Source organism: Roseomonas genomospecies 6 (assembly GCF_008365375.1).
Taxonomy (GTDB): Bacteria; Pseudomonadota; Alphaproteobacteria; order Azospirillales; family Azospirillaceae; genus Azospirillum.
Window position 1 is genome coordinate 1 of sequence record NZ_QOKW01000052.1, and the last position, 17789, is coordinate 17789.

Sequence of the window (17789 nt, forward strand, 5' to 3'; positions counted from 1 at the left end):
GTAGGCGCCGCTGTCGGGGTCGTCGAGGACGATCGCGCCGTCCGCGTCCAGCCGCGCCGCCGTCTTGATCGCGTCCTCACCGAACGTCGCCGTCCCGCTCAGACCCGTGATCCGGGGCTGGTCGTTGTTCGCCTGGATGGTGATCGTGGTGAACGGCGTGTTGCTGTCCAGGCCGGTTGCGCTGGCGTCGTTGTCGTTGGCGTCCGTGACGGTGACGTGCACGGTCCGGGTCGTCCCCGTGGGGTCGTCGTCGGTGTTGAGGTAGGTGATCCCCCGCAGAAGCGTCTCGAAGGCGGCGACCGTCGCCATGTTTCCGCTGCCCGGCAGGATGGTGAAGGTGCCGGTGGAGGCGACGTAGGAGACCTTGAAGGCGCCCGCGGTGACGTTCGTATAGTCCTGGTTCAGCGTGAAGGAAACACCGCCGATGGTCAGGGTCTCAAAGGCTCCGTCCTGGAGGCCGCCGACCACCAGATGCATGCTGGACAGGTTGCTGTTGTCGGGGTCGCTCAGGGTTGCCGACGCTGCGATCGCCACCGCGCTCGGAGTCCCGTTGGCGGGGTCGATGAAGGTGACCGTATTGTCGGACCCGTCTCCGGCGCCGTTCAGGTCGACCACCGGCGGGTCGTTTACCGGGGTGAACTGAATCGTCGCCGACACGAAGGGCGACGGGCTGGTCGACAGGGCCGCACCCCCGGATTGGCTGTCGTTGGCGCCGTCGCTGAAGGTGAAGTTCACCGTACGGCTGGTGTACGACCCGTTCGCGGTCGGGTTGTCGCTGGTGGTGCGGTAGGCGATGGCCTGGATCACCGCCTGGACGGCGCCCGCGTCGGCGCTGGCGTTGAGCGTGATGCTCAGCGCCGTGCCGCTGCTCCCCCCGGCCACGCTGCCCACGACCGTGCCGCCGACCTTGACCTGGCCGGAGGCGTAGATGACCGCCCGGCCCGAATAGGTGCCGTCGATGATGGTGAGCGTATCGCCGCCGTACCATGTGGCCATGGTGGCGGCGATGACGCCGCCGCCGAAATTGTCGCTCGCCAGATAGGCGAAGTCGGCCGCGTCACCGACCGAACTGACGGTCACCAGCAGTTGCGAACTCGACCCGGTGCCGACACCCGTGGCCTCCGACAGCGGAATCGGAGACCCCAGCGCGGCGGCGGAAATGGTGGGGGCGTCGTTCACCGGCGTTACGGTCACGCCGATGGCGGTCGCGGCGTCGCCCGACCAGCGGCTGTTCGGCCCCAGGATGCCGGTCAGGTCGGCACCGGACGTCACGGTGGTGATCGCGCCGCCCTCGCCGTCGGCAACGCGGACGGACAGCGGCGTCACCGTGCCGTTGAAGTCCGTTCCGGGCAGGAAGCGGAGCTGCGCCGCAGCCGGCAGGATCAGCGCGGACGCATCGCTGTGGGTGTTCGCGGCGATGGTGGTCCAGGTCTCGAAGCCGCCGTCGTTGTAATCGCCGTCCTGGTTGGCGTCATAGCGGTACTGCCAGATGCCCTGCGTGGCCGGCGTCGTGTTGCCGACGATCGCGATACCCGCCAGAGGGGTCGAATCGTTGCCGCCGTTTGGCCTCTGGTCGTCGGCCGCGTCGGAGTATTTGCCGGTGAAGAGGGCGCTGATGGCCGTGCCGGTCGGATCGGCCGTGTCCTCCGCCACGTCCGGCAGGGTCGTGGCGCTGGCGGTCGGCCGGTCGTTCAGCTTTTCCACCGAGGTTCTCAGCGTGACGGCGTTGCTGTTGTTGCTGTAGGCCGTCGATCCGCCGCCGGACCCGATGTTGATGGTGGACCCCGCGGTGGGCGGCGTGCCGGAATCGTCGATCAACCGGACCGTCAGTCCCGTCGGGGTGCCGAACCAGTTGGCGTTGGGCAGGAAGCGGATCGCGTCGTACTTGTCGAGGATCAGCGCGCTCGACGCCGACCGGCTGCCGATGTTGATCCAGGAGCCGTCCAGGGTGCCGTCGTTGTTGGTGTCCAGGCGGTACTGCCAGACGCCGCCTGACACCGCGCCGGTGCTGACCACGGCCACGCCGTAGAACTGGTTGGCACCCGAGGCGCCGGCACCGTCCACCGCATCGCTGAAGCTGCCCGCGAACAGCGTGCTGACCGTGGCGCCGGGCGGCTCGGCGGTGTCCTCCTGCGTGTTCGGCAAGGTGTTGACCGTCGCTCCGCCGCTGCGGATCGGCGCGTCGTTCGCGTTGGAGACGGTGACGGTGATCGTGCGCGTGGTGGTCAGGCTGGCCGAGGTGCCGTCCGTGTAGGACACCTGTCCCGGGTCGCTGGCCGCGGAGCTGCCCAGGCCGCTCAGGTCGCCCGGCCTCTGGCCGGTGTTGCCCTTGTCCTCCACGGCAACGGTGACGGTGAAGGAGCCGTTCCAGTCGGCGCTGGTCGCCGGTCCTCCGGCGCCGTCCGGATCGGGCAGCGCGATGGTCAGGTCGCGCAGGCTCGATTGGATGGCCGTCAGGCTGCCGGTGAGCGTGATGGAGTTGAGGCCCAGGGCCGACTTGGACGCCGTTCCGCCAACGGCGAAGAAGGTGCCGGCGCTGGTCGTGACGGTGGCGGTCAGGTTGGTGGCGCCGTTGGTGTCCGCGTCGGTGAGCTCGAAGGCTCCGTCCGCTCCGTTCAGGACGATCGTCGTGAGGCCTTCGGTCTTGTTCGTCACGTTGACGGCGTTGATCTGCACCGGATCATTGACGCCGGAGATGTAGACGCTGCGCTCCGCGAGCGCCGTATTCGGTGCGAGGCCCGCCGCATCGTTCAGCGTGGCGGTGGTGGTCGCGTAGGGGTCGATCGCGGTGGTGACGATTGCGGTCGGCGTGCCCGATGGGCCGTTCGTTTGCTGGTTGACGGCACCCCCGTTCGCGGTGGCGCTGACGGTGCCCGCGGCGTCGCTGGTCCGGTCGTCCACGATGACCTGAAGCGTCAGCGTCGTGTCGTCGCGACTGCCGTCGGAGTTGGTCACGGTCAGGGTCAGGCTGCGCAGCGCCGCCGCGACCTCCGCGATCGTGCCGCGCAGGATCAGCGGGCGTTCCACGCCATTGAAAGCCCCGGCCCCGCGGTCGACCGCGGCAAGCGAGCCGGTCGCCGTGTAGCCGATGGTGATGTTCTTGTAGGCGAGCTCGTTCGCCAGCGGCGCGCCGTTGCCGTCGAGCAGCCGGACGATCACCTGCACGACCTGTCCGTTCTGGGCCGTGTCGTCGTGGTCGATGATCACCGAGTCGAGCGCCGGCATGCCGGGGATGGACACCGGGCCGGTGCGGTCGATGACGATCTGGCCCGACCCGATGTTGAGCGTCGGATCGTCGTTCACATCGACGAAGTCGGTCAGGGCGATGGTGCCCTGGGCCACCTGCGTGACGTTGCTGGAGCCCGCGCCCGCGCCATAGGTGCCGAGGTCGCTGACCGTGACGCTCAGCGCGTCCGCGCCGTTGTAGTTGCTCTTTCCGAGGTACCAGACCCCGGCGTTCAGGAAGGCCTTCACGTCGGCGACCTTGCCGGTGACCGTCACCGTCCCGGTCCGGTCGCCGGTGATCGTGACGTTGGTCCCCGTGCCGTTCACCGTTCCCACTGTCCCGACATCCACCGTCCCGTTGGCGGCGGACAGCGTGACCTGGATGTTGGACCCGGTCAGCCGCGCCTCGATGTCGTCGAAGTCGATGGGCCGGGTGCCGTCGATGACGGCGATGCGCACGTCCTCGGTCGGCTGGATGGCGCCGGGCAGCCCGATGGTCGGCTGATCGTTGATGGTGGAGGCGAAGATGCGCACGGTGCCGATGGCGACGTTGCCCGCCAGACCCGTGAAATCGCCGCCGATGAAGTTCGGATCGGTGGCCGGCACCGCCGGGTTGGCGACGGAGAGGCTGCCCGACGCGTTCTTCTGGCCGCCGTTGGCGCCGCCGGTCAGCGTGCCGTCGTCGGCGCGCGCCCGGTCGTCGATGATCACCTCGACGGTGTAGTAGGCGTTCCGGTCGGTGTCGAAACCGATGCGCAGCCCGGCGAGCGCCGCGTTCACCTGGGCCAGCGAGCCCTTCATCACCAGGACGCGCCCGTTGCCGTCGTAGGCCGCGCCGGCACCCGCCCCATCCGGATCGATCAGCGTCACCGCCGCCCCGGCGCCCGGCTGGAGGGTGATGCCGGTGTAGTCGGTCAGCAGCGCGTTGTTCGCATCGCGCAGGCGGACGATCGCCGTGACGATGTCGGTCTCGTCCACCGGGTTCGAGCGGTCGGTGCTCTGGTAGCCCGGGGTGTTGGTGATGTCCGGATCGGCGGCGACGAAGCCGGCGATCAGGTTGTTGCCGATGGTCGTGCTGACGACCGGGATGTCCGCCGTCGGGCTGGACAGAGTCGGCGCCTGATTGACGGGCGTGATGGTGATCCACGCCTCGCGCCCGGTCTGCTCCTTGTCGCCGTCCGACAGGGTGAAGACGAAGCGGTCGTCGTAGACCGTCGAGGGGTTGGACTGGTAGCTCTCCCCGCCGCCGTGGACGTAGTAGATGAAGCCGTTGGCGATGTCCTGCTGCGTGAAGCTGGAGCCCACGCCGATGGCGGTGAAGGTCGTGCCGTTGGTCGACCGCATCAACTGGCCGTAGCTGGTCGCCGTGGTCAGGCGGTACTGCACCTGCACGGGGCTGCTGTCCGGGTCGTAGGCCTGGAGCATCGCCGCGGTGATCTTGACGCGGCTGCCCTCCTCCACCCTGATCGGGTCGTTGGCCGGAGCGTCGCCAATGGCGTTCGGAGCGTCGGCGCCGATGGTGGGGTCGGCCTGTGCCGGGGTCGCGGCGATCTGCGGCCCGTCGTTGACATTGGTCAGCACGAAGCTGACGGTCGCCGGGCTGCTGGTCAGGCCCCAGCGGTCCACCGCCACAACCGTGAAGGCGTCGGCGCGCGATTCGCCGCCATTGTGGACGTAGCGCAGCCCGGTCGTTCCCGCGGCGCCGGTGAGGAGCGACGCGTTGTAGGACGTGCCGACCTGCACGTTGACCCAGTTGCCGCCGTCGTGGACCTGCAACGTGCCGTGCGCCGGCAGCGCCGTGACCTGGAACCTCAGCGGGTTGGCCGCCGAGTGGTTGAGCGCGAGGTTGTCGTCGTAGACGCCGCCCGGCGCCGGATTCTCCAGGTAGGACTCGTTCGTGGCGTCGTCGGGGTCCGCGAAGGACAGCATCGACGTCGTGATGTAGGCGGTGTCGCCCTCCTTGATCGTCTGGTCGGCGGAGCCGCTGGCGGTCGGCGCGTCGTTGACGGGGGTCGTGAAAATGCTGAAGGTCCCGACCGTGCGGACCGGAGCGCGGGTCACCGGGTCGATGGCGCCCGTGGAGACCGAGAATTGGAAGGTCGACAGGAAGCCTTCCCCGTCCGACGGGACGAAGCGCAGGTTCCCGGCGTCGAGGTCCGCCTGCGTGAAGGTGCCGTAGGCGCTGAGCGCCCGCCAGGCGCCGTTCACCCTGATCTGAAGCGATCCGTACCAGTCGCCGCCGTTGGCGCCCAGCTTCAGCACCGTGTAGACGATCTGCGAGGTCGATGTGCCGGCCGCGCTGTAGCTCAGCATCACCGGGGTGGCGGCGTCGCCGTCGTTGCCCAGGATCAGGCCGCCGGTGGTGCTGCCCTCGTTGATCGTGCCCGCGTCGATGACGCTGTTGGGGTTTTGCCCGACGAACAGGATCTGCGACGGTTCGGCGGACGGCGGCGGGGGGGCGTCGTCGTTGCGGATGGTGCCGATGGCGGTGGCGCCGGCCCCGTTGATGGTGCCGTTGCTTGCCGAGATCAACTGGACCGTGAAGGTCTCGTTCGTCTCAACCGTCGTGTCGCCGACGACGTTCACGGTGATGGTGGCGGTCGCCTGACCGGCGGCGAAGGTCACCGTGCCGGAGGGGAAGATGCCATTCTCGAAATCCGACGCCACCGCTGGAACGCCGCCGCTCCCCGCCACCGACCAGGCCACCGTCGTGGCGCGCGTCAGATCGCCGGTGCGCGTGACCGTGAAGGTGAAGGGGGTGGTGCCGCTCTGCCCCTCGTAGGCGGCCACGCCCGCCGTGGTGATGCCGACGCTGGGCGGCGCCGGGTCGTCGTTCAGGACGGTGCCGGTGGCCGAGGCTCCGCCGGCGGCGATGCGGGCGCCGACCGCGCTGGTCAGCACCACGTCGAAGGTCTCGTCGCCTTCGAAGAGCAGGTCGCCGTTGACGGTGATGGTGATGGTCGCGGCGGTCGCCCCGGCGGCGAACTCCACCCGGCCGCTGGTCGGGCCGGTGATGTCGGCGGCGTCGGTGCCGGTGTGCCGCAGCATCCAGTGCACGAAGCTGGTGCTGGTCGTGTCGCCCGTCCGCGTGACGGTGAAGGTGAAGCTGTTGGGACCGCCGTCGCCTTCCGCCTTCGATGCATCGGTGGCGGCGATGGCCACCTTCGGCACGATGTCCGGATCGTCGTTGAGGATGGTGGCCGTGGCGGTGGCGTGGTCGATGATCCCGTTGCTCGCCGACAACAGGGTGATGATGAAGGGCTCGTCGCCCTCCGGCAGGGTGTCGCCGGTGACCGAGACGGTGATGGTGGCCGAGGTCTCCCCGGCGGCGAAGACGACCGTCCCCGACGGCAGCAAGCCGCCGAAATCGGCGGCGTTCACCTTATCGCCGCTCAACTGCCAGACGACCGAGGTGCTGTCGGCGGTCGAGCCCGTGCGGGTGACGGTGAAGGTGAAGGTCGTGACCCCGGAGTCGCCCTCCAGCTTGACCAGCCCGGTGTCCACGATCGAGATGTGCGGCACCGGGTCGTCGTCGAGGATCGCCGCCTCGGCGACGCCCGTGCCGATGGCGGCGCCGACCGCGTTGCCCAGCGTGACGGTGAAGCCTTCGTCCGGCTCGGCCAGCAGGTCGCCGTTCACGGTAACGACGATGGTCTGCGACGCCTCGCCGGGGTTGAAGGTCAGCGTGCCGTGCGGCAGGAAGCCGCTGAAATCGGCCGCGTCGGCCGGGTTGACCGCCCCCCCCAAGACCGTCCAGTCGACCGACGCGCTGCCGCCGAGGTTGCCGGTGCGGGTGATGGTGAACAGGTAGCTGCGCGACGTCCCGGGGCCGCCCTCCACCTGCGATCCGTTGACCGCCACGATGTCGAACTGCGGCAGGGTCGTGCCGTCGTCGTTCCCGATGGCGCTCGACGCCGTGGCGACGGCGATGGTGCCGGCGCTGGGGTTGGACAGCGTGACGGTGAAGCCCTCGTTCGCCTCCGCCACCGTGTCTCCGGCGACGTTCACGGTGATGGTCGCCGTCGTCTGGCCCGCCGGGATCGTCACGGTGCCGAAGGGCAGCACCCCGCCGACGAAATCCGCCCCATCCACGCCCGGCCCGGTCACGGCCCAATTCAGCGTCACGTCCGCCGAGCTGTCGCCGGTGCGGGTGACGGTGAAGGTGAAGGGCGTCGTTCCGCTGTCGCCCTCCGCCCGTTGGGTCTGGTTGGCCGCGATGGCGAAGGTCTGCCCGTCATCGTTGACGATCCGCACGGTGGCGGACCCGCCGCTGCCGTCGATGGACACGCCGTTCGGGTTGGACAGGGTGACGGTGAAGGTCTCGTCCGCCTCGATGTCCGTGTCGCCGCGGACGAAGATCTGGAAGGTCTTCGCCGCCTCGTTGGCACCGAACTGCACCGTGCCCGACGGCAGCACGCCGTTGAGGAAATCGGCCGCGTCGGCGGTGCCGCCGGTGATGCTCCAGGCCACCGATGCGGCGCCGCCGAGGTCGCCGTTGCGGGTGACGGTGTAGGTGATCGTCCGTGGGCCGCTGTTGCCCTCCGTGACCTGGTTCAGGTCCGCCTGGATCGCAACGGTGGCGTGGGGGTAGTCGTCGTTGACGATCAGCGAGGTCGCGGCGGCGGTGGCGATCCGCGCGCCGGTGGCGTTGCTCAGCGTGACGGTCAGCGTCTCGTCCAGCTCCGCCTGCGTGTCGCCGGTGACGGCGACGGTGATGATCTTGGTCGTCTCGCCGTCGGCGAAGTCGAGGCGGCCGAACGGAATCGTCCCGCCGAAGTCCGCGGCATCGACCATACCGCCGATGCTCCAGTCCACGCTGGCCGCGCCCGTCGTGGTGCTGCGCGTGACGGTAAAGGTGAAGTTGCGCGGGCCGCTGTTGCCTTCCACCATGGCGCCCTGGTTCGCGCGGATGGACAGGGTCGGCACGGAATCGTCGTTCAGGATCGTCGCCGTGGCGGCTCCGGTCCCGATGGCGCCGTAGCGCGCGTTGGACAGGGTGACGGTGAAGGCTTCGTCCGCTTCGTCCAGGGTGTCGCCGCGCACGATGATGGAAATGGTCCGCGACACCTCGTTGGCGGCGAATTCGATGGTGCCGCCCGGCAGGACGCCCGCATGGAAGTCCGCCGCGTCCACGGCGCCGCCGACCGTCCAATCGACGCTGCCCGGTTGCGAGGTGTTGCCGGTCCGCGTCACCACGAAGGTGAAGGCGACGGCGCCGCTGTCGCCCTCCGCCAGTTGGTTGGTGACCGCCGCGATGTCCAGGACCGGCAGAGCCGCCGGATCGTCGTCCAGGATCGTCGCCTGCGCCTCGGGCGTTGCCAGCGTGCCGTTCGTCGGGTTGGCGAGCCGGATCGTGAAGACCTCGTCGCCTTCGATGTGCTGGTCGCCCGCGACGTTGACGGTGATGGTCTTCACGGTCTCGCCGGCCGCGAAGGCAATCGTGCCCTGCGGAAGGCCGGCTTGGCCGAAATCCGCCCCGTCGATCCCCGCGGACACCCCGACGACGGCCCAGTCCACGGTGGTCGCCTGACCCAGCTTGCCCGTGCGGGTCACCGTGAAGGTCAGGGTCCTGGCCCCGCTGTCGCCCTCCAGGATCGCCACGCTGCCCGCATCGGTCGCGACCGACAGGGCCGGGGCCGGATCGTCGTCGATGATCGCCGCCGTCGCCGAGTCGATGGCCAGCACCCCGCCGACGGGGTTGACGAGGCGGAGGCGGAAGGTCTCGTCGGGTTCGGCGACGGTATCGCCCACCACCTCGACGGTGATGGTCTTCACGGTCTCGCCGGCCGCGAAGGTGACCGTGCTCGCCGGGAGGACCCCGCCCGCGAAATCGGCTGCGGTCGCGGGGTAGTCGCCCGTCCCTTCGACCACGTAATCGACGGTCGTCGTGCCGGTGATGACGCCGGTGCGCGTGATCGTGAAGGTGTAGCTGCGGGTGGCGCTGTTGCCCTCGAACTGCGTGGCGTCGGCCGGGCTGAGCGACACCGACAGGCCGGTGTCGTCGTTGACGATGGTGGTCGACGCGCTGCCGACGGCGATCTGGCCGTGCACGGGGTTGGACAGGGTGACCGTCATCACCTCGTCGGGCTCGACCACCGTGTCGCCGACCAGGGTCAGCGTGATCAGGGCCGTCGATTGGTTCTGCGCGAAGACCAGGGTGCCGCTGAGCGGAGACGCAACGTCGGTGGCGTCCACACCGCCGACCGTGTACTGCACGCTGCCGGTCGCGCCGGTGTCGCCGACGCGGGTGACCGTGAAGGTGACCGTCTTGGTGCCGCTGTCGCCTTCCGACAGCGACGGCGTGCCGGCGCTGACGATGTAGCCCGCCGTGACGGCGCCGGCCCCCTGGGCCAGACCGACGTTGAAGGTGAAGATGCGGTAGGGATCGGCGGCGGACGGCCCCGTGTAGATGCCGCCCTGGCGGGAGTAGCTGGTGCCGTCGGCGTTCCAGCGCAACGCCATGGCGTTGTCCGACACCGCGAAGGTGAAGTTGTCGGCGTCCAGCGTCCCCGCCATGTTCACGGCGGTCTGGAGATAGACGACCCTCCGGTCGATCACGTCCTGCAGGCTGAAGGTGCCGCCGGATTCCACCAGCACGCCATTGCGCAGGATGCGGCCATAGCTGGGGCTGTCCACCACGGCGAAGGTGATGGAGGACGCCGGGCTGTCGCTGTCCGTCACGTTGAGCATGTCGGTGGTCAGCGTGACGCGGAAATTGTCGGCGCTTGTCAGCGGGTCGCCGTCGGCGCCGCCCGCGGTGACGGTCGCCGCCAGGGTGCTGGCGTTGACCCAGGTCGGGTCGTCGTTGACCGGCCTGATGGTCAGCGTGATCGCCTGGGCGACGCTGGCCGGGACGCCCGTGCCGCCGCCCGCGTCCTTGACCACAACGTTGAAGCTGTCGGTCGGCGCGACGCTCGGCTCCGTCCCGTTGTGAGCGTAGTGCAGGCCGGACAACTGGTTCTGCGCGATCAGCACCGTGTCACGGCCGAGGTCGAGCGCCGTGCCGCCGGGGATGACGTAGGTCGCCATATCCTGATTGGTCAGCGTGCGCGTCACGCCGTTGATGGTCAGCGTGCCGGTGAAGATCAGCGAGCCGTGCTGCGGCAAGGAGGTGAGCTGGATGGTCAGCGTGTCGCCCGGATCGCCGCCGGCGTTGGCGACGATGAAGTTGCCGATCGACGATTCCGGCGCACCCGCCGGCACGCCTTCGTACACGTTGCCCCCGGCGGTGGTCAGCTCCGGCGCCTGGTTCACCGGGGTGACCGCGATGGTCACGGTGCTGATGTTGGCCGAGGAGAAGGACTGCGGCGTCGCGCCGTCGTTGACCGAGACCTGGAAGCTGTCCGCCGTGTTCTGGTCGGCGCCGGTCGCCTTGTGGATGTAGACCAGCCGGTTGTTGAGGACGTCGTCCTGCGTGAAGATCGACCCGACGCCGAGCAACTGGCCGCCAAGCGTCAGGGTCCCGTAGACCGGCAGCGCCTCCAGCCGGTAGACGAGCTGGGTGTTCGACTGGGTGCCCGCGGCCACTTCCGGGTCGGCGGCGGTCAGGTTTCCGGCCGTGATTCCGACCGTGCCCCTCTCCGTCACCGTCACCTGGGACGTCGTCAGGACGGTCGGGTCGTTCGATGGCGAGACGGTGACCGCGATGGTCTTGGTGACGGTGAACGGACCCGGGGTCGCCTCGTCGTCGGTCACCGTGATCGTGATGGTCGTGGACGCCGCCGTGTTGCCGAGTTCGGTGTCGGCGGCCACGAAGCGCAGACCGGCCAGCCAGGTGTTGACGGCGGCGGCGGTGCCGCTGAAGGTCAGGGACGAGGCGCCCGTCGTCCCGGGCGGGGCGGTGTCGTTGAGATGGCCGACCGTCGTGCCGGGCAGGCTGACCGTGACGGTCAGGGTGCCGCCCTCCGGATCGGCCACCGTCCAGCCGCCGAGCGAAGCCTGGTCGGCACCCGCGACGTTCAGGACGCTCGGCTCGATCACCGTGATGGTGTCGCCGCCCGCCGGCGAACCGATGGTCGGCGGCGCCAGCAGGTGCTGCCAGGCGGACTCCGCGGTGGCGGACAGGGCGATGGACGACTCGATCGGGCCGGTGCCGACCTCCAGGGACCAGTCGCCGCCCAGGGCCGCGGCGCCCGTCGCGTCGTCCGACGCGGCGACGTCCGCTCCGGTCAGGGCGGCGAGCCGGGTCACGAAGGCCGCGCCGGCCCCGCCCTGCCCGATGTCGCAGCCGAGCAGGAGGATGTCGGCGTCCTCGGTGAAGGAGGACTTCCAGGCGGCAATCGCCTCGGCGGTGGCGCCCTCCAGGCTGGCCGCGGTCAGCGTGTCGCGGCCGAGCGTGAGACTGCCCGCTTCGCCGTGCGCGACGATCTGCAGCGACGCCACGCGGCCGCCGGCCAGGGCCTCCTGAATGCGGGCGATGGGATCGTCGCCGACCCCGATGACGATCGTCTCCACGTCGGACGGCAGGTCGTGGAGCAGGACCTCCCGGTTCTGGACCCGGGCGTCGACGACCATGATGCGCCGGTCGGCGGCGGAAACGGCATCGGTCGCGGCGGAGTCGGACTCATCCTGGGCATTCCGGTCGGGGGCGTTCCGGTCGGGGCCGGTCACCGTCAGATCGTCGGTCGCGGTGACCCTGGTGCCGGTCAGGTCGGCGAGCGTGCCGGCCAGCCGCTGGCCGCCCGACGCCGTGCCGATGCCATGAAGCTGGATGTCGGCCCCGTCGGCCAGATGGTCGCGCCAGGACGCCACCTCGTCCGCCCGCCCGGCCAGCGAGGCCGTGGTCAGCGTGTCGCGGCCGACAGGCAGCCCGGCATCGCTGCCGTGCGACAGGATGTGAATGGATTGCAGGCCGCTGTGGCCGGCCAGCGCCCCGCTGATCTGCTGGATGCCGTCACGGGCGCTGTCGAGCGTGACGACCCGCGTCCCGGCGCCGAGTCCGGCGACGGCGTCCGCCGCTCCCGGCGTCCGCGGATCGACAAACACAAGTTGCAAAACCCCTCCAGACGGAGCGGGCTCCTGCGACGCATCGTCCTTGGCGGGGGCACCGCCGACCGGGGGAACCATGGAGTCGTCGCTGACCGGACCTGCGTGGTCGGCGCCGCCCGCCGGCTCGACTCCGGGCTCCGCAGCGGTCGGGGCCTTCGAGTCCGAGGCGGGATCGGACAAGAAATCGTGGCTGTTGTCGACGACGTCAGCAGCCGTCGCCGCCACCGAAGCGTCGAACACCATCCGCGGCTCCAGCGTCAGCCGGAGTGAATGCGTGGACTTTTGAAGGGTTGTATTTCCGCGACCGGCGATCTTGCGAGAGTTGTTCTTTCCACCGGACGAGCGTGTCCCAGCCATATTCCAACAACCCCTCGCTGTTCTTCTCCGCTCCACCGCCAAGCGGTGTTGCGGCACGGCTCGTGTAGCGCCCCGCTCCGTCTCCGTCCCGCGGCGGCGGTGGTCACCGCTTGCCCCGATCCGATCTTGCCGCTTGGGTTACACCATTCGTAGTCTCACAAACCTATCAGGAATTGCCTAAAATCCAATGAAATTATTGCGGGAAGCTGCGACGACTTCTCGCCACAGACTGCCGCTTATTGTCGAATTTTGTCGAAAATGGCGATCGCGCAGCGAACCCCGCCGCGTCGCGTGGCTTGGTCGAGTCCCAGGGCAACGAGGTCAGACGTTGGTGCAGAACTCGGCGCGTTGACGGACTCCGCCCTGGAAAGTTGTCGTTCAGGCGACCTTGCGGGAGGCCGGCATGCCGAGGCTGGTCATCCTGTTCATGACCTTGCAGCCGACCGCCGCCTCGACTTTCTGGGCAGGCGGAGTCCGGGCGCGGAGGCTGCGCCCGATCAAGGTCTTGTACCGCAACATGGCCACCTCCCCCAGCGATCGGCGTCCGTAGCCGACCGCCCGCTGCCAGCCGAGCCGTCCGCGTTCTGCGATCATCTGGATGTGCTGGTCGCGCTGCGTGGGCGCGCTTGCAGCGGTCTCGCCCGGCACCGCGGTGGAGCGCGGCGGGATGATCACCTCGGCGTCGGGGGTGTGGGCGGCGACGGCGCGGTAGACCGGCTCACCGTCATAGGCGCCGTCCGCCAGCACCGTGCCGATCGGGCGCTCGATCTGGTCGAGCAGCGGGCCGACCAGCGAGGCATCGCCGTCCTGCATGGTCGTCAGCTCCGAGGCGAGGATCTCGCCGGTATCGGGATCGACCGCCAAGTGGAGCTTTCTCCAGCTCCGGCGCGCTTGGCCTCCATGCTTTTCCAGGTGCCGCTCACCCGTGCCGAACACCTTCAGCCCGGTGGAGTCGATGACCACGCCGACCGGCCCGTCCGTCCTGGCCAGCGCTGACGCGACCTCCAGGGTGGCGCTGCGCCGGGAGAAGGTCGTGTGATCCGGAACCGGCAGGTCGAGGCCGAGCAGGCGCATGAGCGAGCCCAGCAAACCCGCGGTCTGCCGCCACGGCCGACCGAACGCCAGACGCAGCATCAGCCCGGCTTCGATCGCCACGTCCGAGTAGCGCGCCGGCCGGCCGCGTCGGCCCGTAGCGGGCGGCGTCCAGGCGGCGATCGCCTCCGGTGTCACCCAGATCGTCAGGTCACCGCGCCGGCGCAGCGCCGCATCGTAGGACGCCCAGTTTTCCACACGGTACCGGGCCTTCGGGTTCTGGTGGCGGCGGGGCTCATTGGCCTTGTACGGCATCAGCGGCGCGACTTCAGCGGGCCGCCTCTCTACCCGCTCGCCCTCCCGACCACCACCAGCCCGGGCTTTGTGCACCAACGTCTCGAAAACGCGGAAGGACCAATTTTCATCCGGCCTTTACAGCGGGCAGCGACTTACTTTCCCTGCGCGTTGCTTGCCATATGGGCGTTCCTTAACCCCTTGGCGGAAATCAGCAGGGTTGCTGGCCTTCCAGGACCTTCCGAAAAGCCCAAGCTAATCGGTTGGGATGTGTTCACAAGGGTATCGAGGCTCTGCTTGGGCAGGTCGGCATCGGCCAGGCAGGATTGCAGACAGCGCCGGAAGGTCAGCGAAGCCGTCAGCTTGTCCCCGATACGGATCGCAACACCGTCCGGCAACCACACTCCGAGCGGAAGTTCGACAAAGATCTTATCGCTTGCCGCGCCGGCCGGCCGTCCGATCACGACTTGCGCGATGATCCGCCCATCCGGACCGGCCAACGCCTGCACGCTTTCGCAGATTTTCCCGTCGCGGCCGGATTCGCAGCGCACCACCCAATCCTCGTAATTCGCGGTCGTCCGGCTCGGCACCGGAAGAGTTGGCGTCGAAGGCTGCTGCTGCGCTGAGGCGCCCCCGGTGGCGGAAAGGAGAAGCACCAGGGACAGGAGTGCGTTGCGGCGTTTCATGGTCATTCTGCTTCTCGTTGATCGGGAATTCAGTAGGAGGCGAAAAGGCGGACTTTCAGGTCGACATCGCCTGGCTGACGATTTCCCTCGCGGGCCAGTGCGACGGCTGCCGTCATATTCATCGTAAAAGCGCCGGCGAGACGGTAATCGAGGCCGAAACCGGTTCCTGCCAAACGTGGCTTCCGATGTCCACCGATGTCCTGTCCAATGCCGCCGTCCAAAAAGGCGAATGGCTGGAGCCCATCATCCTGGAGGAGGGCAAAGCCCGGCGGGCGCACATCGTTGCGCAGAATGATGCCGCGGTCAGCAACTCCACTCCCAAGATCGTAACCGCGCACCCCATACAGCCCACCAAGCGCCATTTGTTCTGTGTCCGGCAAAGGCTGGCCGGCAAGTTGGAGCAACAGTTCACTGATCAGCGCGAATCCGCCCCCGAGACCGGTGATCCGGCTGGCCGCTGCGGTCATGTAGGCATAATCGACCTGCCGCACGCGTCCGTTCGAATAGGCTGTCCATCCCGCGTCGTCATTGCCGGCCATGACGCCGCCCGGATTGATCTTCGCCATGACGCTGAGCGTGGTGGCACCGGTTTCGTCGCTCCATGCGTGATCCCACCCTATCCCGAGCTGAAAAACGTCGGCTCGAGAGCGGCCCAGACCGAACCCTTCGAAGGAGACGCGGCGGTCCAGCGTCTTGATCTCGATACCAGCCAGGAGGTCGCCGAGGTGGTGGCCAGGCAGCAGATTTGACAGGGCCGAGCGGTAGTAGAGCGGCAACTCGAAGAAATTGTTGTCCGACGTGAAGAAGTCCCTGCTTTGCCGCGTCGCCACGAAGTTCGGGCTGATCTCGATAGCTTGGCGAGCGAAGACGGGCAGGACGAATCTGGCGGAATGGCTGAGATAGCTCGGACGGTTGTCATCGCCAGGAAACAAGCGGTCGGCATCGCTGAACAGGTTGCGGGAACCTGTCGTCTGCCAGGAGCCATAGGCGTCGTTCAGCCATGGCAGACCGAAGCCGGCGCCGACAAAGATGCGGTTGCGGTCCGTCTCCGGAGATCCGGTGTTGGAGTATCCGGCATAGACTTGCCAAGGCGTGCGTGCCGTCAGTTCCAGCGTCAGGTCGGATCGGCCCAGCCCGTCCCCTGGCGAGAAAATCCCCTGCACCTGCCGATAGGGAAAACGGTTGAGCCAGCGCAAATCCTCGTCGATCCGCGCCGCCTCTATGGGTTCGCCCTCGACCGCGCGGATGCGCGCGGCGAGAGCGTCGCCCCGTCCGCCATCCTCCCCCTGGATGGAAATCCGACCCAATCCGAACTCGATCACCCGCAGGGTGAGGGCGCCGGCGGTGATCTCCTGCGGCGGGACACTGATGGAAACGAAGGGACGGCCCGAATCGCGATAGACATCGGCGATGGCGGCCTGCAGGTCAGCGATCAACGCCATGGACAGGGGCTGTCCGACGAAGCCGGAGAGCGTTGCGCGCAACCTATCGGCAGGAACGGTGGCGCCTTCCGTCCTTGCGATGCCGATACGGCCGATGTCGACCGCTTCCTTTCCCGACCCTGGGGAAACCGCTTCATCACGCCCGATCAGATGGATGGATCGCAGCAGAACACCGAGCGGGGTCGGATCGCCGGAGGCGGGAGCCGGCCTTTCGATCGTCAGTCCGCCGGTGGAGGGCGGCTGTTCCAGCGGCGGGTTCCTTTCCACCGGCAGGGATTGGGCGGCAGAAGGACCGTGTGACAGCACCAGCGCACAAAACATTGCGACCCGTGCGGCGCGGGCCGGGACAAGGAGACAGATGGGAGGCATCATTGGGCTTTCACGGTCAGATAGGCGCCGAGAGAGCGGTTGGCGGGATGGGGAAGAGAGGCGCAGCCCTCGCCAGTGGCGCAAATCCGCCTCGCGTTATCGGCTCGGGAGTCGTTGGCCGTTATTCCACCGCCCGCACCCTGGTCCCCGCCATTGGACAGGCCACTTTGGCCATTGCCTATCATGTTCGTGGGACGGAACAGGGGTGCTGGGTCGATCAACCTCATCGGCAAGATCGCGGCGATACCCGGCGGCTGCGGTGAGACCGTGAAATTACCCGGCAGGAAACGCAGATCGGAATTGCCGCCAGCAGTCATGCTGCCAGACGTGATGGCATGGGTTCCAGCAGTTGAAGCCGGCACCGCAGCCCTGTCCCGTCCACCGTCCACACGATCCGTCGTCTGGGTGGGGTTGGCTTTTCCGGGCAACCGGCCCGCGCTGTCCGTCGAATCCGTTAGCATGCGCTGACTGACAACCAGTTCACCGTCGACATATCGGATGTCGTAGTTGCCAGAGGTCAAACCGGACACCGAGATCACATAGCGTCCGACGTCCACCGCCCCCTGAGCGCTTCCTCCGAAGCGGGGCGTACCGCCCAACACCGCTGCGGTCTCGCCATTGACGAAACCATCGTAGGTGACCCCGGCGCCGCCGCTGAAGGCGAGCCCGTCATAGAGTTTGGCCGCAGCCGTCGCCTTCACCGTGAGCGGGGCCGGGGTCACCGCGAAGCCGCCCGCGGCGTAGCTCAGCGTGTAGTTGCCGGCTGCCGCGCCGCCCAGCGTGCCGCCGCTCGCGGTGGTGACGTAGCTGCCGACGTTGGAGGTCGCCGTGGCGTCGGTGGCGTAGGACAGGCCGCTCAGGTTGGCGTCGCTCTGCCCGTTCTTCCAGCCGCTGGCGGTGAAGCCAAAGCTCGGGCTGGTCGAGCCGTAGACCATGGTGCCGCTCGGGGTCACCGTCAGCGAAGCCGGGGTGACCGCGAAGCCGCCCGTGGCGTAGCTCAGCGTGTAGTTGCCCGCCGCCGCGCCGCCCAATGTACCGCCGCTCGCCGTGGTGCTGTAGCTGCCGACATTCGAGGTCGCGGTGGCATCGGTCGAAATCACCACGCCGGTCAGCAGGCTGTCGCCCTGCCCGTTCTTCCAGCCGCTGGCGGTGAAGCCAAAGCTCGGGCTGGTCGCGCCGTAGGTCATGGTGCCGCTCGGGGTCACCGTCAGCGCGGCCGGGGTGACCGAGAAGCCGCCCGCGGCGTAGCTCAGCGTGTAGTTGCCGGCTGCCGCGCCGCCCAATGTACCGCCGCTCGCCGTGCTGGCGTAGCCGCTGCCGACGTTGGAGGTGGCCGTGGCGTCGGTGGCGTAGGTCAGGCCGGTGAGCAGGCTGTCGCCCTGCCCGTTCTTCCAGC

Annotated in this window: 5 protein-coding genes; all 5 read right to left on the reverse strand. The window is 68.5% G+C overall.

Translation table 11 applies throughout. The features are described 5' to 3' along the window. Nucleotides 1-12456: Calx-beta domain-containing protein (locus tag DS843_RS30070; protein ID WP_167525537.1), on the reverse strand; the 12456-nt coding region annotated here is incomplete at its 3' end. A 492-nt stretch (nt 12457-12948) separates the two neighbouring features. Then, nucleotides 12949-13917: an IS5 family transposase gene (locus tag DS843_RS30075; RefSeq protein WP_149472491.1), complete on the reverse strand. Its 969-nt coding sequence runs from the start codon at nt 13915-13917 to the stop codon at nt 12949-12951. 134 nt (nt 13918-14051) lie between these two features. Further along, complete coding sequence (locus DS843_RS30080; protein ID WP_149472492.1) at nt 14052-14588, reverse strand: invasion associated locus B family protein; 537 nt, start codon at nt 14586-14588, stop codon at nt 14052-14054. A 23-nt stretch (nt 14589-14611) separates the two neighbouring features. Next, on the reverse strand, nt 14612-16396 hold the full coding sequence (locus tag DS843_RS30085; RefSeq protein WP_149472493.1) for a ShlB/FhaC/HecB family hemolysin secretion/activation protein: 1785 nt from the start codon (nt 16394-16396) through the stop codon (nt 14612-14614). Continuing rightward, the coding region (locus DS843_RS31470; protein ID WP_286192408.1) for an MBG domain-containing protein at nt 16393-17789 on the reverse strand (1397 nt) is incomplete at its 5' end. The genes DS843_RS31470 and DS843_RS30085, both read right to left, overlap by 4 nt.